This is a genomic window from Kitasatospora brasiliensis, assembly GCF_032654805.1.
GTDB classification, from domain to species: Bacteria; Actinomycetota; Actinomycetes; order Streptomycetales; family Streptomycetaceae; genus Kitasatospora; species Kitasatospora brasiliensis.
This window is the reverse complement of sequence record NZ_JAUOOW010000001.1, coordinates 445,516-462,677: the sequence shown is the minus strand read 5'-3', so window position 1 is coordinate 462,677 and position 17,162 is coordinate 445,516. Positions and strand designations below refer to the sequence as shown.

At 73.2% G+C, this 17,162-nt stretch carries 14 protein-coding genes; 8 read left to right on the top strand and 6 right to left on the bottom strand.

Going from position 1 to position 17,162, the window contains the following annotated elements:
* Positions 1-987, top strand: a complete 987-nt coding sequence (locus tag QWJ13_RS02030; protein WP_316520083.1) for an aldo/keto reductase — start codon at positions 1-3, stop codon at positions 985-987.
* A gap of 61 nt (positions 988-1,048) precedes the next feature.
* Here the strand turns inward: QWJ13_RS02030 and QWJ13_RS02025 are convergent, their stop codons facing one another.
* Complete coding sequence (locus QWJ13_RS02025) at positions 1,049-1,918, bottom strand: helix-turn-helix transcriptional regulator (RefSeq protein WP_316520082.1); 870 nt, start codon at positions 1,916-1,918, stop codon at positions 1,049-1,051.
* 279 nt (positions 1,919-2,197) lie between these two features.
* Positions 2,198-3,508: a PucR family transcriptional regulator gene (locus tag QWJ13_RS02020; RefSeq protein ID WP_316520081.1), complete on the bottom strand. Its 1,311-nt coding sequence runs from the start codon at positions 3,506-3,508 to the stop codon at positions 2,198-2,200.
* A 217-nt stretch (positions 3,509-3,725) separates the two neighbouring features.
* Between QWJ13_RS02020 and QWJ13_RS02015 the strand changes: the two genes are divergently transcribed.
* Entirely contained in the window at positions 3,726-4,700 is a 975-nt protein-coding gene (locus QWJ13_RS02015) for an alpha/beta hydrolase (RefSeq protein WP_316520080.1), read from the top strand.
* Between the two features lie 28 nt (positions 4,701-4,728).
* Here the strand turns inward: QWJ13_RS02015 and QWJ13_RS02010 are convergent, their stop codons facing one another.
* Genes QWJ13_RS02010 through QWJ13_RS02000 form a run of 3 tightly spaced genes read right to left on the bottom strand, consistent with a single transcriptional unit; the run spans position 4,729 to position 7,706 of the window.
* The gene (locus QWJ13_RS02010) at positions 4,729-5,709 is read right to left on the bottom strand and encodes a helix-turn-helix transcriptional regulator (RefSeq protein ID WP_316520079.1); all 981 of its coding nucleotides are present in this window, start codon (positions 5,707-5,709) and stop codon (positions 4,729-4,731) included.
* Positions 5,710-5,733: 24 nt separating this feature from the next.
* Positions 5,734-6,699: an AraC-like ligand-binding domain-containing protein gene (locus QWJ13_RS02005; RefSeq protein WP_316520078.1), complete on the bottom strand. Its 966-nt coding sequence runs from the start codon at positions 6,697-6,699 to the stop codon at positions 5,734-5,736.
* Between the two features lie 26 nt (positions 6,700-6,725).
* Positions 6,726-7,706 (bottom strand): helix-turn-helix domain-containing protein, encoded by a 981-nt coding sequence (locus QWJ13_RS02000; RefSeq protein WP_316520077.1) that lies wholly within the window; start codon positions 7,704-7,706, stop codon positions 6,726-6,728.
* 199 nt (positions 7,707-7,905) lie between these two features.
* Here QWJ13_RS02000 and QWJ13_RS01995 point away from each other — a divergent pair, with 199 nt between their 5' ends.
* Positions 7,906-10,647, top strand: coding sequence for an AAA family ATPase (locus QWJ13_RS01995; protein ID WP_316520076.1), 2,742 nt, complete (start codon positions 7,906-7,908; stop codon positions 10,645-10,647).
* Positions 10,648-10,788: 141 nt separating this feature from the next.
* Positions 10,789-12,240 carry a helix-turn-helix domain-containing protein gene (locus tag QWJ13_RS01990; RefSeq protein WP_316520075.1) on the top strand — a complete coding sequence of 484 codons (1,452 nt, stop codon included), beginning with the start codon at positions 10,789-10,791 and terminating at the stop codon, positions 12,238-12,240.
* 6 nt (positions 12,241-12,246) lie between these two features.
* Here QWJ13_RS01990 and QWJ13_RS01985 read toward each other — a convergent pair whose 3' ends face one another.
* Entirely contained in the window at positions 12,247-12,702 is a 456-nt protein-coding gene (locus QWJ13_RS01985; RefSeq protein ID WP_316520074.1) for an SsgA family sporulation/cell division regulator, read from the bottom strand.
* Positions 12,703-13,117: 415 nt separating this feature from the next.
* On the opposite strand from QWJ13_RS01985, the gene QWJ13_RS01980 reads away from it, so the two are divergent.
* From QWJ13_RS01980 to QWJ13_RS01965, 4 genes are all read left to right on the top strand, one after another.
* The gene (locus QWJ13_RS01980) at positions 13,118-14,392 is read left to right on the top strand and encodes a PucR family transcriptional regulator (protein ID WP_316520073.1); all 1,275 of its coding nucleotides are present in this window, start codon (positions 13,118-13,120) and stop codon (positions 14,390-14,392) included.
* A 193-nt stretch (positions 14,393-14,585) separates the two neighbouring features.
* Positions 14,586-15,416, top strand: a complete 831-nt coding sequence (locus QWJ13_RS01975; protein WP_316520072.1) for an alpha/beta fold hydrolase — start codon at positions 14,586-14,588, stop codon at positions 15,414-15,416.
* A gap of 131 nt (positions 15,417-15,547) precedes the next feature.
* The gene (locus QWJ13_RS01970) at positions 15,548-16,396 is read left to right on the top strand and encodes a helix-turn-helix domain-containing protein (RefSeq protein WP_316520071.1); all 849 of its coding nucleotides are present in this window, start codon (positions 15,548-15,550) and stop codon (positions 16,394-16,396) included.
* A 26-nt stretch (positions 16,397-16,422) separates the two neighbouring features.
* Positions 16,423-17,151: an alpha/beta fold hydrolase gene (locus QWJ13_RS01965; RefSeq protein ID WP_316520070.1), complete on the top strand. Its 729-nt coding sequence runs from the start codon at positions 16,423-16,425 to the stop codon at positions 17,149-17,151.
* The last annotated feature ends 11 nt before the right edge of the window (positions 17,152-17,162 follow it).

Here is a 17,162-nt window from a genome sequence, read left to right as displayed (position 1 = left end):
ATGCGCAGGACGAAGCTCGGAAGCCAGGGCCTGGAGGTCTCGGCGGTGGGTCTCGGATGCATGGGCATGACCTTCGGGTACGGCTCCGTCGAGGAGTCGCGCTCGATCGCCACGATCGAGCGGGCCCTGGAGCTCGGGGTCGACTTCCTCGACTCCTCGGACCACTACGGCCCGGAGACCAACGAGTCGCTGATCGGGCGGGCGATCGCCGGCCGCCGCGACGAGGTGGTGGTGGCCACCAAGTTCGGCACGTACTCCCGCGAGACCCCGCCGCGGATCCCGGACGGCCGCCCCGAGACGGTGCGCTGGGCCGTCGAGGGCTCGCTGCAGCGCCTCGGCACCGACTACATCGACCTCTACTACCAGCACCGCGTCGACCCGAAGGTCCCGGTCGAGGAGACCGTCGGGGTCATGGCCGAGCTGGTGGCCGAGGGCAAGGTGCGCTACCTCGGCCTGTGCGAGGCGTCCGCGCAGACGATCCGGCGCGCCCACGCGGTGCACCCGATCACCGCCGTGCAGTCCGAGTATTCACTGTGGACGCGGGACGCCGAGGAGGACGGGGTCCTGGCGACCCTCGCGGAGCTGGGCATCGGCTTCGTGCCGTACTCCCCGCTCGGCCGCGGCTTCCTCACGGGGGCGATCTCCTCGCTCGACGGCCTCGCCGACAACGACTTCCGGCGCATCGCCCCGCGCTTCCAGGGCGACAACCTCGCGGCCAACCGCCGGCTGCTCGGCCGGCTCCAGGAGATGGCCACCGAGCGGGGCGTGACGTCCGCCCAGGTCGCGCTGGCCTGGGTGCTGCGCGCCGGCGAGTCGGTCGTGCCGATCCCCGGCACGACCCGCCCGGAGCGGGTGGACGAGAACACGGCGGCGCTGGAGATCGTCCTGAGCGACGCGGAGGCCGAGGAGCTATCCGCGGTCTTCGCCACCGGAACCGCCGTCGGCGACCGGTACCCGGCCCCGATGATGGCCACGCTCAACGGCTGACCCACAGACCGCCGGCGGGGTGCCCCTCCTCATCAGGGGCACCCCGCCGGCACTCGCGCACTCAGCCTCGGGCGCGCCGGATGATCCCCTGGGTGTCCACGCCCGTCTCCTTCTCGGGCCGTGGTGTGTAGAGGACGATCAACAGGTCGGAGAACTGGGGGATGCGCATGCGCGCGACGTCGAAGTGCAGCTCTCCGAGCTCCGGATGGTCGAGGATCTTGAAGTTCACACCCTCGGCCTGCACGTCGTGCCGCGACCACAGCTCGGCGAACTCCGGGCTCTGCTCCATCAGTTCGCCGACGATGATCTCGTAGCCGAGGTCCTGCGGCCGGTTGATCATTCCGTACCGGTACTGCGCCGCGATCCACGGCGCGAGCTCGTTCCAGTTCACGATGCGCTCACGCAGCCGAGAACTGGTGAAGAAGGCCACGATGGAGTTCCGGTAGCTCCTGCGGTATCCGAGAATGTCGTACGTCGCCTCGTTGGCGATCACCAGGTTCCAGTACGGGTCGACGACGAAGGCGGGGTACGGGGAGTTGTTCTCCACGAAACGCGCCAGCATGACGTCCACTTCGAGGGGTTCGGAACCGAGGGGTACCGGGGGATTCAGGCCGGCCAGCGCGTAGAGGTAGCTGCGCTCCGCCTGGTCGAGGCGCAGCGCCCGTGCGATGGCGTCGAGCACCTGCGGAGACACCGAGATGTCCCGGCCCTGTTCGAGCCACTGGTACCAGGAGGCGCTGACCCCCGCCAGGAAGGCCACTTCCTCCCGCCGCAGGCCGGGCGTTCTTCGGCGGCCGTAGTTCGGGATCCCCACGGCCTCGGGGGTCAGCCGGCCGCGCCGGTTGACCAGGAACTCCCGCAGCTCGGTGCGTCGGCGGTCCTTCGCCGAGGAGCGGCGGCGCACCGCCGGAAGAGGGTCGTGCGATGCCACCCCCGACAAGGCCTCCGGTGTGGTCAACACGTTCCGGGCCGTTGTCGACTGGCCGTTGATGGTGTACAGGATGTGCTCCCCTCCTGCCGCCTGCCCCCGGCGGCCTGGTTGTCGTGTGACACGGATCAAGACGTACGGGAAACAAGGCAGGTGTGATGATCGCGTCTGGAGCACCGGACTGCCAAGTCTCCGGGCACGTGGCACGGCCTGGCGGCTGACGTGCCAAATCCGCCGGGCAGCCCGTCGCGCGGCCTCCGGAGGGGGCAACTCCCGGCGGGGCTACGCGGCTTCGACCCGGGCGCGGACGTCGGAGGGAGCGGTGGGCCGCGCCTGCGGCTGCGGGTCGGGGGAGGACTCGCCGATGGAGGTGAGGAGTTCGCGAATGCGCAGGCCCAGGTGGAGGGTGAGGCGGTCCGCGCCGTTGTCCAGGTCGAGCCCGGTGATGTCCTGGATCTGCCGCAGCCGGTAGTAGAGCGAGGTGCGGTGGATCCGGAGGGCTTCGGAGGTCCTGGGGATCGATCCGGCCTGGTCGAGGAAGCAGCGCAGGGTCTCCTCCAGGCGGTGTCCTGAGCCGGAGGCCAGCAGGGCGCGCAGCGGCCTCGGGATCAGCGACTCGTTCAGGGCGTGGTCCGGCAGCTGCAGGAGCACGGCGAACTCGCCGAGGTCCTCCCAGGAGCCGATGCCGTTCAGTGTGGGCATCCGGCGGGCGGCGCGTGCCGCGACGAGCGCCTGCTGGTGGGAGGTCCAGGCGTCGGCGAGGCCCTGCTGCTGGCCGCCGATGCCGACGACGGGGGCGGCCGAGGCGTCCAGGTGGGTGCCGAGGACCCGGGTGATGTGCGCGGACTGCTCGTGGAGGGCCTCCGGTCGCCAGGGCCGGTCGGCGAGTTGGAGCAGGACGGCCCGGTTCGAGGTGACCGCGAAGGTGCCGTGTGCCGATCGGGTACGGCGCAGGCCCTCCAGGGACCTGCGCAGTGCGGTCGCCACCTGCCCGGGGGACATCCGGGAGTGGGTCACCTGGACGGTGCTGACCACCGCGTGGGGGGCGTCCGGGAGCAGGGCGTCGTCCAGGAGCAGGGTGCGGGACTCGGCGCGGGTGACGGGGTTCGAGCCCAGCAGCGCCCGGAGGAGGTTCTGCTCCTTGGTCGTCTCGGGATCGGCCGATACCTGGTCGGTGTACAGCTGGCAGACGATGGCGGGCGTCGCCCGGTCGATGGCCTCGATCACCTCCGCGGGGAGGGAGCCGTCCGGGGCGACGATCGTCAGCAGGCCGAGGAGGTGGCCGCGTTCGCGCAGCGGCACGGCGTAGCGGGGGAGCAGGCCGAGGTCGTCCCGGCCCGCGACGAACCCGGGCTTGGGCCACCGGGTGAGGCCCTGGTCGAGGACGTGACGGGCGACCTCACTGCTTGCCCCTCCGTGCAGGAGGCTGTGGATCCGGGCCCGGTCGGCGTCACCGAAGTGCCGGCTGGAGCAGATGCGCCGGATCGAGGGGTCGACCACGGCGACGGACCGGCAGAGCGACTCCGCGAGCTTCTCGACCAGGCCTTGCAACGCGGTACTGCCGATGGGGGCACGTCGCCACGGTTCGGTCATGGCAGTCCTCCTTCGTGGTCGTCCTTGTGCGACGCGGGAGCGGTGGGGGCGGGCTCCCGCGTGTCCTGGGGACACGGTGTCACTGCCGCGATGCCTCACCGTGCACGGTTCGTGTCTGTGCCCGCAGAGATCGCCGGAAGGTCGTGCATCCGGTGCGCGACTGCCTCAGGCTGATCCCGCGAGAGCGGCCCGTGAACCACCCCGCGGAGGAGGCCCTGTGCAGGAAGACGTGCGAGTTCCCCGGGCGGCGCCCGTCCTCGGGCGGCAGACGCGTGCCTTCATCGAGGCCTGTCCGTGGCCGGTGCTCCCGGGCGCGGACGGTGAGGTGTCGAGGGCCCGGATGGCGGCCCTCTGGGACGGCGACGGCCGGGAGGAGCCCGACGTCGAGGAGGAGTGGCTGGCGCTGCCGGGGCGGGACGGCGCCCGCATCCGGGTGCGGATCCTCCGCCCGGCGGGCGCCGAGGAGCCGCTGCCGGTGGTGCTCTACCTGCACGGGCTCGGCTGGATGCTGACCGACGCCTACGCGCACCGGCAGCTGGTGGCGGACCTGGTGCTCGGCGCGGACGCGGCCGTGGTGGTGCCGGAGTACGACCTGCCGGAGCAGGCTTGCTACCCGGACGCCGTCGAGCGGGCGTACGCCATCGCCCGGTGGATCGCCGGGAACGGCGCGGGGTGCGGACTGGACGGCAGCAGGATCGCGGTCGTCGGCGCCAGCGCGGGCGCCCTGCACGCGGCCGCGCTCACCCTGGTGGCGCGGCAGCGCGGCGGCCCGCGCCTGCGCCACCAGGTGCTGGTCTGCCCGGTGACCGACGCGGCGATGGACACCCCGTCCTACCGCCGGTTCGCGGAGGGGTACTTCCTCGGCCGCGCCGCCATGCGGGACTACTGGCAGCAGTACGCACCGGACCCGCGGGAGCGCGCGAAGGGTGCCGTGTCACCGCTGCGCGCGCCCGTCCGCTGCCTGGTGGGCCTGCCGCCCGCGCTGGTGATCACCGCCGAGGCCGACGTCCTGCGGGACGAGGGGGAGGCGTACGCGGCGCGCCTGGGGGAGGCGGACGTGCCGGTGGTGTCGGTCCGCTACCACGGCACGATCCACGGATTCGTGCTGTTCGACCGGCTCCGCGACACCCAGGCGTCCAGGGCGGCCCGCACCCAGATGATGGACACCGTGCACACCGCCCTGCACGGATGACGCCGTACGGTGCCGGGGGCGGTGTCGGTCAGTCCGCCCCGCCGATGGTGACGGCGCCGCCGAACCGCCGGCACTCGCTCGGGGACACCCCGTACGCCGCCTGGAAGCGGCGGCTGAAGTGGCTCGGGCTGCTGAACCCGCACCGGGCGGAGACCGCGGCGATGGTCAGGCGGTCGTAGCGCGCGGAGGTCAGCATCCGCCGCGCCTTCCCGAGCCGCTCCGCGATCAGCCACTGCTCCAGGCTGATCCCGGCCCCGCCCAGCAGGGCGTAGAGCCGGCGCGGCGAGATCGCGTGCTCCGCCGCGATCCGCTCCGGCGTCAGGTCACGGTCCGTGAGATGGGTCCGGGCGTAGGCCATGATCCGGGTGAGCAGCGTCTCGTCCATCGTCGACCGGACCTCGACGGCCTCCGCGGTGTGCGCGGCCGACAGCAGCAGGGCGCGAACGAGGTCCGTCGTGGCGGACGCCACGGCCTGCGCGCCGGGATCGGTCTCCAGCCGGTCGGGGTCGCTCCACACGCCCCGCAGGTGCTGCAGTACCAGGCCGTGCAGCGGGCTGGCGCGCAGCTGGAGGGACGCCTTCACCACCGTCTCCACCGGCACGCCGAGGCGGTCCATCTCGAACATGATGGCCTTGGAGGCGCCGTCGCCGGACCAGCCGTAGGTGCGCGGCGACAGCTCGTGGAAGACGCAGATGTCGTCCAGGCCCCGCAGCTCCTGCCGGTCCGCGACTTCGGCCCGGTGGACGCCCCGGATCTGGAGCGAGACCGAGACGACCGGGTTCGGCCGGTGGTGGCGGACGTGATGGTCCGTCCGCCGCACCTCGAAGCCCGAGTTGCGGGTGGAGAAGAACGGCAGCCCGCCGATCTGCCATGCCTCCATCCGCGCGTGGATGCCGGATTCCGGTTCCTCGTGGACGATGTCGTTGGGCACCAGGTCGTCCGTCAGCGCGTGGCGGAACGCCTCCGCGCGCTCGCGCGGCGGCACGGTGTCGAGGTCGAGCAGGAGCACAAAACCCTCTCAGAGTAACGAAGTTCAGTCGTTCCGGTGCAGCTGGTGGCCGCCGACCTGCCAGTCCCTCGGCGTCATGCCGTAGGCCGCGCGGAAGGACCGGGTGAAGTGGCTGGAGTTGGCGAAGCCCCAGCGCCGGGCGACCCCGGCCACCCCGAGCTCCCCGGCCACCGGCCGCAGGAGGTCCCGGCTGCACCGTTCCAGCCGCTGCGCCCGGATCCACCCGCCGACGGTCACGCCCTCCTGCTGGAACAGCTTGTGGAGGAAGCGGACCGACATGAAGGTGGCCTCCGCGATGGTGGACGGCGACAGGTCGGGGTCGCGGAGGTTGCGCAGGATGTGGTCCTTGACCCGCTCCAGCGAGGCGGCCGTGCGCGAACCCTGCGGCTGGGCGCGCCCGGCGTGGTCGTCGACGACCAGCGCCAGCAGGTCGAGCGCCGTCGACGCGGCCCGGCGCCCGACGGCCTCGTCGAACCCGGCCGCCTCGCGCGCCATCCGCGACAGATAGGTCGCCAGCAGCGCGGCGCTGCCCTCGGCGCCGTCGAACGCGGTCGCGGTGAGGGCCCGCAGGTCCGTGTCCTGGACGTCCAGTTCCGCGCGGGGGAAGAGGAAGGAGGTGAAGGCGAAGCCCTCATCGATCCTCTTCCGGTACGCCCGGGAGGTGTCGGTGAGGGAGAACCCGCCGGGCCGGATGAGCGCCTCCCGGCCGTCCTGCTCCTTGAGCGCGGTGCCCCGCTCCTGGAGGCTGAGAATCAGTGACGACGAGTCGCTGTCGGCGATCAGGCGCCCGCCGCGGGTGACCACCTGCGGCCCCGCCCGGACGTGCGAGATCCGTACCGGGCCCAGCTGGTGGCCGGTGATCTCCCCGGGGGACGGGACCTTCTCCAGGAATTCCACGTTCATCGGGACGAAGGTGTGGGAGACCGCCTCGCGCCAGCACTGCGCCCGGTCGGAGGCGGACAGCGACGCGGTGGAGAGAGATGCGGACACCGGGTTCCTCTCGGGTCGATGGGCCATCAGGACACCGGGTCCCGGGGGTCCGGCCGGTCGGACGGTTCGGCGCCGCCCCGGGTGTCACGCCACTGGCTCGGCGAGATGCCGTACGAGGCGCGGAAGAGCCGGCTGAAGTGGGCCGGGTCGGTGAAGCCCCACCGCTGGGACACACCGGAGACGGTGCTGTCGCCGCCGTCCTGGCGGGTGAGCTCCTCGGCGCTCGCCTGGAGCCGGCGGCGCTGGATCAGTCGGCTGACGGTGACACCCTCCCCTTCGAAGAGCTTGTGGAGGGAGCGGACGGAGATGCCGTGCGCGGCCGCGATGGTCTTCGGCGTGAGCTCCGGGTCCCGGAGGTGCCGGTCCACGTGGGCGCGGATCTCCCAGATCCGGGTGTAGCGGGCGTCCTCCGCGGTCGGGGTGGTGCGGGCGGCCTGCTCGGTGACGAGGGTGGCCACCAGGTCGGTGACATTGCAGGCCAGCCGGCCGGCGACGAGCGCGGGGCAGTCCCCGGCCGTCTCGACCAGGGTCCGCAGGGAGTGCGCGACCAGGGCGGCCACCGGCCCGCCGGTGTCGGCGACGGTGGCCGTCACCCGCTCCAGCTGGTCGTCCCGCACGCCGAGGGACCGGCGGGGGACCAGGCACACCCGGACGTCCACGCCGTCCGGGTAGTCGACCACGTGAGGGGTCTCCGTGTACCAGAAGGAGACCCCTCCGGCGGGGACCTCGGTCGTCCGTCCGTCCTGCCGCACCACGGCGCCGGTGGCCCCCATGACGGCGACCACGAAGAACCCCTCGGCCTGCCGGGAGCCACGGGCGATCTCCCGCGGGCCGCGGGTGTAGCAGCGGGGAGCCGCCTCGGTCGTGATGAAGAGCAGGTGGCCCAGCTGCCGGGTCGTCATCCGGCCCGGGTCCGTCGGGGGCTCGTCGGAGTCGACCGTCACGGGGAGGGTGGCGACGGAGATGGCCCGGCTGAAACGGCGCGCCGTGGCCGCGTCCTCTGTCATGAGCCCTCTCCCTCCGTCGGTATGGCATCCAGCATGGGACACGGGATGACTTACGTCGGGGGCGGGATGACTGTGAAGCGACTGTCGGAGGTGTGGCGCCGAACACATGACTCTCAGCGCATTCCAGCCGTGCAATGAGTGCACCTACACTGCAACGGTCCAGGTCAGAGCAGTGGCGGTAGGCGCAGAGGAACATCGGATGTCAGGCACCACACTGTTCGGCCGGGACGGGGAACTGGCGGCCGTCGACGCACTCGTCGACGCCCTGCCCGAGCGCGGGGCCGCGCTGCTGATCCACGGGGCCCCCGGGCTCGGCAAGACCGCCCTGCTGGAGCACGCCGCCGCCCGGGCGGGGAGCGCCGGGTTCACCGTCCTCAGGGCATCGGGTGTCCCGGCCGAGGCCGAGCTGCCGTTCGCGGGGCTGCACCAGCTGACCCACACCCTGACGGACCGTGTCCCGCACCTGCCGGCCGCCCAGGCGCGGGCGCTGCTGGGCGCCTTCGGGATGGCGGAGCCCTCCCACAGCACCTCCCGGTTCTTCCTGATCGCGCTGGCCACCCTCGGCCTGCTCGGCGAGGCGGCCGCCGAGGCCCCCGTGCTGCTGGTCGTGGACGACACCCAGTGGCTCGACCCGCAGACCCTGGACGTGCTCGGATTCATCGCCCGCCGCGTCGGCGCCGACTCCCTCGGCCTGCTCGCCGCCGTCCGCGAGGACCGTACGGCCTGGCGGGGCGCCCCCGGCATCCACGAACTGCACCTCGCGCCCCTGGCACCGGCCGAGGCCGACGCCCTGCTGGACGCCCGCCACCCCGATCTCGCCCCGGGGACGCGCCGCCGGGTGGCCGAGCTGTCGGCCGGCAACCCCCTCGCCCTGACCGAACTCCCGCTCACCCTGGGGACGGACGGGGCACTCGCGGACGCCGGGGTGCTGCCGGAGCTGCCGCTCACCGCCCGCCTCCAGCGCGCCTTCTCGGTGGCGCTGGCCGACCTTCCGTCCGACACCCGGCACGTGCTGCTGATCGCGGCCACCGCCGACGACGGCGCGCTGACCGAGGTGCTCACCGCCGCCTCGGCGCTGACGGGCACCGAGATCTCCGTACGGTCCCTGGAGCCCGCCATGGCCGCCGGCCTGCTGCGCGTCGACGGGTTCCGGATCGGCTTCACCCACCCGCTGGTGCGCTCCGCCGTCCTGGCCTCGGCCCTGCTCGCGGACCGGCTCGCCGCCCACGGCGCGCTCGCCCGCACCCTCCAGGGGCAGCCCGACCGGCAGGCGTGGCACCGGGCCGCGTCCGGCGGCCGTCCCGACGAGGCGGTGGCCCGGCAGCTGGACCAGGCCGCGCTCGGCGCGCGGGAGCGCGGCGCCACCGCGGCCGCCCTGACGGCCCTGGAACGCGCCGCCGCGCTGAGCGAGGTGCCGTCGGCCAGTGTGGCCCGCCTCCTCGGCGCCGCGGAGCTGCGCTTCGAACTCGGGCAGGCGGATCGCGTGTCCGAGCTGCTCCAGCAGGCCGAATCGCTGGGCCTGGACGTGCTGGAGCGGGCCCGCGTGGTCCTGCTGCGCGAATGGCTGGAGTCGGAGTCCGACACCAGCACGTCCCGGATCCACCTGCTGATCGCCACGGCGGAGCAGGCCGCCGGGGCCGGCGATCCCGAACTCGCGCTGCGACTGCTGCGCGTGGCCGCGTGGCGCTGCTGGTGGGCGGACCCGGGGCGGGAACTGCGGGAGCGCGTGGTGACGGCCGCCGAGCGGCTGCCCGTCCCGGAACTCCACCCGGACCTGGTGTGCACGCTGGCGGGGGCCGCCCCGCTGGAGGCGTCGGCGACGGTGATCGACCGGCTGCGGCGGCTCGAACGCGAGGGCGGGTACGACGTCCTGGCCGCCGCCACCCTGGGCAACGCGGCCATCATGGTGAACGGGTTCGACCAGGTCGCCGGATTCGCCCGCCACGCGGCGGACGGACTGCGCCGACAGGGGCGTCGGGGCCCGCTGACCAAGACGCTGGTGCTCCTCGCCCTCGCCACCGTGCACACCGTCGACTGGGAGGCCGGACTCCCGGCGGCGGCCGAGGCGGCCCGGCTGGCCGAGGAGACCGCGCAACCGCGCTGGCTGACCGGTGCCCGGGTGGCGAAGGCACAGTTCGCCGCGCTGCGCGGGGACGTGGACACCGCGCTGGTCGCGATCGGCGAGGCGGAGGGGCAGGGGCTGACCGTGGTCGACCCCTCCAAGCTCGCGTACATCCAGATCAGCCGCGGCCTCATCGCCCTCGCCGCGGGCCAGCACACCGAGGCGTTCTTCTGCGTCTGGCGGATCTTCGACCCGGCCGATCCCTCCTACCACCCGTTCATGCAGACCGTGGCCATCGCGGAGCTGGCCGAGGCCGCCACCGGCGACGACCAGCGCGCCATGGCGAAGGCCGCGCTGCGGGAGCTCCTCACGTCCGCCGGGACGAGCGAGGTCCAGATGATCCGGGTGAGCCTGGGATTCGCCCAGGCGCTGCTCGCCGACGACGAGGACGCCGAGGAGCGGTTCCGGGCGGCCTTCGACCTGGACATGTCCCGTACGCCCTTCATCCGGGCCCGGCTGATGCTCGCCTACGGCACCTGGCTGCGGCGCCGCCGCCGGGTGATGGAGGCCCGCATCCCGCTGCGGATCGCCCGGGAGTCCTTCGAGGCCATGGGCGTGGAGCCGTGGCGCGAGCGGGCGACCCAGGAGCTCCGCTCGGCCGGCGAGGGCAGCAAGAGCGAGAACCGCCCCGGCCGGGAGCTGCTGACGCCCCAGGAGGTCCGGATCGCCCAGCTGGCGGCGCAGGGCCTGTCCAACAAGGAGATCGGCCGTCAGCTGCACCTGTCGCCCCGCACGATCGGCACCCACCTGTACCGGATCTTCCCGAAGCTCGGGATCACCTCCCGCAGCCAGCTGAGCGACAAGCTGGGCGTGGACTGAGACCGCTTTCGTACGGTCGACCACGGGGGCCGGCGGCGGACGGCGATCGCCGCGACGCGGACGTAGGATCGATCCTCCACATGTCACGCGCACGAAAGCGAGTCGCCCGCGTTGCCGGAACACCCCCCATCCTTAGGCCCGTTGCTGCGCGGCCACCGGCACTCGGCGGGGCTGACGCTGGAGGAGCTGGCGCAGCGTTCGGGGGTCAGCGCCCGGGCGATCGGCGACATGGAGCGGGGCCGCAGCAAGGTGCCCCAGGCCCGTACCGTGGAGGCCCTGGCGCTGGCCCTCGGGCTCGACGAGGCCGACACCGCCGAGCTGCGCACCTCGGCCCGGGCGAACCGGCGGCTGGGCGCCGGCCCGTCGCCGAACCTGTGCGGACTGCCCCCGGAAGTCCCCGACTTCGTCGGCCGGGACGAGGAGAGCGCCTGGCTGACCGGGGCGCCCGCGGGCATCGCCGTCCTCTCCGGCGCCCCGGGCCTCGGCAAGACCGCCCTGGCCGTGCACGCCGCCCGGCAGAGCTCCGAGCGCTACCCCGACGGATGCTTCTTCCTCGACCTGCGCGGGCTGGACGCGACACCGGTGGCGCCGGACCGGGCCCTGCGGCGGCTGCTGCGGGCCCTGGGCGTGCGCGAGGAGGAGATCCCCCGGGACGGCGACGAGTGCCGGAGCCTCTACCAGCACCTCGTCCGGGACTGGCGGGCGCTGGTCCTCCTGGACAACGCCGCCGACGAGGCGCAGCTGCGCCCGCTGCTGCCCGGCGCGGGCCGCGCCGCCGTGTGGGTCACCAGCCGCCGCGCCCTGACCGGCATCGAGCACGCGCGGCGCCTGACCGTCCGGCCGCTGCACGCCGCGCACGCCGTGGACCTGCTCGGCTCGATCACCGGGCTGCCCCGCGACGCCGTACTCGGTGAGATCGCCGAGCGCTGCGGCCGCTTCCCGCTGGCCCTGCGCATCGCGGGCAACCGGCTGCTCAGCCGCCCCGACCGGACGGCGAGGGACCTGGCCGACCAGCTCGCCGCCGAGGACCTGAGGCTCCAGCGGCTGACGGCGGGGGACCTGCGCGTCCGGTCGGCGTTCACCCTCTCCTACGAGCGACTCGCCCCGCCGTCCAGGCTGCTGTTCCGTCGACTGGCGCTGGTGCCAGGACCGGACTTCGGCGACGAGCTGGGCTCGGTGCTCACCGGGCTGCCCCGGGCGCAGGTCGAGGAACTCATGGACGAACTCGTGGAGCTGGGCCTGCTGCGGTCCGCCGCGGTGGACCGGGCGGCCTTCCACGACCTCCTGCGGCTGTACGCGAAGCAGCGCCTCCACGAGGAGGAGGGCGCGGCGGAGATCGGCGCCGCCCGGGCGCGGATGAACGGCTGGCTGCGGGAGACGGCGACGGTGGCCGGGCGCTGGTTCGCACCGGACAGCCGGGAGGCGGTCGACAGCCAGGAGGCCGTCCGGCGGTGGCTGCGCACGGAGCAGCACCACTGGTTCGCCGCGTACCGGGAGACGGCCCGGGCGGGTTCGCGCGGTGTCGCGGCCTCGGTCGCCGAGTCGATGGACCGGTTCTTCGAGTGGTGGACCGGCTGGGGGTACCAGCCGTAGCCCGGGTCACCCGGTGAGGCCCTCCAGTTCGGCGCTCCAGTCGATCAGGGCGTCCTCGGAGCCCCGGGGCACCAGCGTGTAGGCCTTGTGGCGCAGCCAGCGGCGGACCTGGCGGTAGGGGAGGTCGACCAGGGCGACGCTGTCGCGGTTGCGCAGCATGATGCGCAGCGAGGTGCGGCCGTGGCAGGTGCAGGGCGGCCAGATGCGGACGTCGCCGAAGCCGGAGGGTCTTTCGAGGCCCTCCCACAGGAGGTCGCGGGAGAAACTCCAGGTGCCTCCCTCGGCGGCGGGGCCGAGGAATTCGAGGGCGACGGCGAGCGGGTCGTCGCTGCGGTAGCCCAGACGCATCGGGATGTCGACGGACTCGTGCTCGCCGAGGACGAGCCGGGCGTCGAGTGGAAGGTCGATGCCGGTTTCCTTGGGGCAGGGCTGGGGGCTGGAGACGGAGTGGTGGGCGGGCACGGTCCCTCCTGGGGGCGGTGTCGGGGTGGGCGCGGAGATCCGGCAGGCCGTTCACGCTAGGAAACGAATCGAGCGGAGATGTTCCGGCGGTGCACCGCGATACGACACTCTGCGCACCGTTCGCGGGGTGCGCGGGCGGTCCTCGGGTGCGTTCCGGTCCTGGCCGTCCTCGGGGGCCGGCACGTCCACGGAGTGCCCCGGTGATCGCCGGGCGGTGGTCACGGTGGGTGAACTGCCTTGGCTTGAAAGCTCTTTGGGCGTCTTCTGGCTGTCCCGCGAGCCTGTCGTGCGACATCCTTCGAAGGGCGGGTGTGACCCGGAGTGACGGCCGGCCGAGGCCCGGATCCTCGGTTTGTTGAATGTTGTCCTTCCGCTTCGCTCCTTGTATGAATGGCGTGTCGGGAAGGAGTTGATCATGACGAATTGGATCCAGCGCGCCCGCTCTGGAGGCGAAGTGCTGCAAACCCTGGTGGACGGCCTGGCCGAGGAGCTGGGGCGTTCGGTCGTTCTCGACGACCCGCTGGTGCGGATGATCTGCACCAGTCGGCACTTCGGCGACGAGGACCGGGTGCGCGTGCGCACCCTGCTCCAGGGCATCGCCGACGACGAGGCCATTCGCTACGTACTGTCCCAGGGCGTCGGCCAGTGGACCGGCCCGGGAATCCTGCCGGGCCGCGACGACCTGGGGTTGCGGCCGCGCTACTGCGTCCCGATCCGCGAGCGGGGCCACATGCTGGGCATCCTCATGGTGCTGGCCGTGGGCGATCCCCTCACCGAGGGCGAGATCGCGGCCATCGACCGGGTCGCCCGCACGGTGGCGGCCGAGATGTACGCCGACCGGCTCGCCTCGGACCTGGACGAGAAGCGCAACCGTCAGCTCCTGGGCTGGCTGGTCGGCTCGGACTCCGCGCTGCGCTGCGCCGCCCACCAGCGGCTGGTGGACGACGGCCTCCTGCCGGCCGGCCCGCACGTCGTGGTGACCAGCGTGGCCGTCGCCGGGCAGCGCGGGCCCTCCGGTGAGATCGCGCTGGCGCTGCGCGGCGCGCTGGAGCCGTACCGGCACGCCCGTACGGCACGTGGCCTGCTGGCCGTCGAGCAGGACCGGGCCGTGCTGGTGCAGGTCTTCGACGGGGAGCCGACGGAGGACGACCTGGACCTCCAGAGCCGCGGCATCCTCCGTTCGCTGCGGACCTTCCTGGGCCAGGAGGCGGAGGTCATGGTCGGTGTGGGCGGCCGCCGCACGGCGCTCGCCGACGCCTGGATCTCCCACGACCAGGCCCGGGTCGCGGCCCGCGCGGCCCGCCGGCTGCCCCGACTGGGGGGCATCGGCGACTGGGAGCGGCTCGGGGAGTTCACCATGTTCCTCCAGCTGCCCGACAGCGCGCTCAACGACTCCCTCGTCCCCAAGCCGCTGCGCCGCCTGCTGGACGACAGCGCCGGCTCCCGGCTGGAGGAGACCCTGCGCTGCTTCCTGGAGAACGCCGGCTCGGTGCCCAGGACCGCCGAAGTCCTCGAACTGCACCGCACCTCGCTCTACTACCGGCTGCGCCAGATCCAGGAGATCACCGGCCTGGACCTGGACGACGGCGCCCACCGCCTCGTGCTGCACATGGGGCTCCAGCTCCTGGACCTGCTCCAGGCCCCCCGCGACGGCGACCTCCCCGGTGACCGTGCCGCGACGCTCGGTTGACCCGCCCGACACCGAACCGGGCGGTTGCTACAGAGCGATGAAGTTCCCTCAGACAATCCCTACGTCGGTCGGTGGCCGCAGGGTTCACCCCGCGGCGAGAATCCTCGACAGGAGCTACCGCTCCTCCCCAAGCGGCCTGCCGACGTCACACCCCCGATCCACGAGCCGAGAAGAACGGACGAGAACGAGCACCATGCACGAACTGATCACGAACGACGGTGTGCGCCTGGCCTACCGCGACAGCGGCGGCAACGGCGTCCCGTTGGTGATGCTCCACGGCTGGGGGCAGACGCAGGAGATGTTCCGCCACCAGGTGGAGGGGCTGGCGCCCGGCCGGCGCGTCGTGACGGTGGACTTCCGGGGCCACGGCCGGTCCGGCAAACCGCGCCACGGCTACCGCATCGCGCGGTTCGCCCGCGACGTCCTCGACCTGGTCGACCACCTGGGCCTGGACTCCTTCGACGCGCTGGGCTGGTCGATGGGCGCCTCGGTGTGGTGGAGCTTCGTCGACCAGTACGGCACCGGCCGGATCCGCCGCTTCGTGGTGGTCGACCAGCCGGCCGCGGTGGCGGCGGTGCCCTGGATGACGGAGACGGAGCAGCGCGAGTGCGGCGCGATCTTCGACGTCGCCGGGCTGCTGGAGCTGGGCGCCGCGCTGGCCGGCCCGGACGGCGCGCAGGTCCGCGAGGACTTCGTCCGCTCGATGTTCAGCGGCGCCACCGACCCCGAGGTGCTCGCCTTCGTGACCGAGCAGATCCGCGCCACCCCGGCGTACGCGGGCGTCCCGCTGCTCTTCGACCACTGCGCCCAGGACTGGCGCGACGTCCTCGACTGCCTCGACGTGCCGACCCTGGTGCTCGGCTGCGAGGGCAGCCACGTGGACCCGGCCTCCCAGCGCTACATCGCGGAGCGGATCCCCGGCGCCCGGCTCCACGTGTTCCCGAAGTCCGTGGCGAGCTCGCACTTCCCGTTCCTGGAGAACCCCGGCGCGTTCAACGTCGTCGTGGAGAAGTTCCTCTCCTGACTCCCCCTGAGCCTCTCCTGATCCCCTCCTGATCCCCTCCGCCGCCCCTTCGGCGAGGCGCGGCGAGCCCCAGCACCTGTACCGAACCCTCGAACCCGGAGCCCCCCGTGATCCAGTCGGGTTTCTCACCCATGCCCGAACCCCTGCCCGAACCCGAGTACCACCAGCTCGACCAGGCCGTGCCCGGAGGCTGCATCGACGTCCTGGCCCCGCCCCCCGGCACCGACCCGGAGGACTGCCTCCACGTCCTCCTGCACGTCCAGGGCGCGGCCGTGGTCCGGCGCCACGGCGTCAACACCGTGCTGGAGCCCGGCGACCTGCTGATCGGCGCCACCCGCCACCCGGCGGGCCTGCTGCGGGACGCCGAATGCCGGATGGTCGAGTTCCGGGTGCCCTGCTTCTACCTGGGCGTGCGCCAGGGAGACGTCCGGCGCACCGGCGGGCTGATCGCGCGGGGGAGCGAGGGCGTCGGTTCGCTCGCCGCCCAGTTCCTGCGCACCCTCGCCACCCAGGCCCGGGCGCACCGGGCCCGGCCGGGCAACCACCTGGCGCGCAGCGTCTCCGACATCGTCGCGATCCTGGTGACCGAGCTGCTGGAGCGCGAGGGGCCGGAGCACCCGAGCGGTGCCGCCGAGCTGCTGGCGCGGATCCGGGCCCACATCGAGGAGAACCTCGCCGATCCGAACCTGGGCCCGGAGTCGATCGCCCGCTCCCAGCACATCTCGGTGCGCTACCTGCACAAGCTGTTCCAGCAGGACGGGACGACGGTCGGCCAGTGGGTGCGCCGGCGCCGACTGGACGCCTGCCGTCGGGAGTTGGAGCGCCCGTCGCACCGGCAGACCAGCGTCTCGGCCGTCGCGCACCGCTGGGGCTTCGTCAGCCACTCCCACTTCAGCCGGGCGTTCCGCGACGCCTTCGGGGTCTCGCCGCGCGAGTGGCAGGCCTACGCCGCGCAGGCCGACGGCCACCACCCCTCCTGAACCCGCCCCTCCGTCAGAAGGCAGTCATGCAGTCCACCCGGCCCACCGTCGTGCTCGTCCACGACGGCTGTTCCGACGCCGGCAGCTGGTTCGGTGTCATCGCCGAACTCCACTGGCGCGGCCTGACGGTGCTCGCCGTGGCGAACCCGCTGCGGGGGCTCGCCCATGACGCCGCGTACCTGGCCGACGTCCTCGCGGGCATCGAGGGCCCGGTCGTCCTGGTCGGCCACTCCTACGGCGGCGCGGTGATCACCGAAGCCGGCTCCGCCCCCAACGTGGTGGCCCTGGTCTACGTGGCCGCCTACCTGCCCGACGTGGGGGAGAGCTACTGCGCGCTCGCCGGCCGCTTCGCCCCCTCACAGCTCATCCCGCGGCTGCGGCGGACCGAGTTCGCCAACGGCCGTCCGGCAGAGCTCACCGTGCCCGCGGAGTGCTTCGGGCCGCTCCTTGCGGCCGACCTGGACGCGGAGCTGGCGTTGGTCCTGGCGGCATCCCAACGACCGGCCGCAGAACGCGTATTGACGGACACTCAGGCCTTCGCGGCCTGGCGGAGCAAGCCCTCGTGGGCGCTGGTGACCGGTGCCGACCGGGCGCTGCCCCCGGCGATCCAGCGCTTCACGGCCGAGCGGGCCGGCGCCGCCGTCCTCGAACTGCCCGAGGTCTCCCACAGCGTGGCCGTCTCCCGGCCGACCGCCGTCGCGGAACTCATCCACGACGCCGCCGAGTCGTGCCCCGCACCGGGCCTCCTGGTCTGAGGAGCCGCAAC

Excerpts from the sequence above, each read along its gene's own strand:
- QWJ13_RS02030 (WP_316520083.1), top strand. The coding sequence starts at position 1 with ATGCGCAGGACGAAGCTCGGAAGCCAGGGCCTGGAGGTCTCGGCGGTG.
- QWJ13_RS02020 (WP_316520081.1), bottom strand. The coding sequence starts at position 3,508 with ATGACCGAACCGTGGCGACGTGCCCCCATCGGCAGTACCGCGTTGCAA.
- QWJ13_RS02000 (WP_316520077.1), bottom strand. The coding sequence starts at position 7,706 with ATGACAGAGGACGCGGCCACGGCGCGCCGTTTCAGCCGGGCCATCTCC.
- QWJ13_RS01995 (WP_316520076.1), top strand. The coding sequence starts at position 7,906 with ATGTCAGGCACCACACTGTTCGGCCGGGACGGGGAACTGGCGGCCGTC.
- QWJ13_RS01980 (WP_316520073.1), top strand. The coding sequence starts at position 13,118 with ATGACGAATTGGATCCAGCGCGCCCGCTCTGGAGGCGAAGTGCTGCAA.
- QWJ13_RS01975 (WP_316520072.1), top strand. The coding sequence starts at position 14,586 with ATGCACGAACTGATCACGAACGACGGTGTGCGCCTGGCCTACCGCGAC.
- QWJ13_RS01970 (WP_316520071.1), top strand. The coding sequence starts at position 15,548 with ATGCCCGAACCCCTGCCCGAACCCGAGTACCACCAGCTCGACCAGGCC.
- QWJ13_RS01965 (WP_316520070.1), top strand. The coding sequence starts at position 16,423 with ATGCAGTCCACCCGGCCCACCGTCGTGCTCGTCCACGACGGCTGTTCC.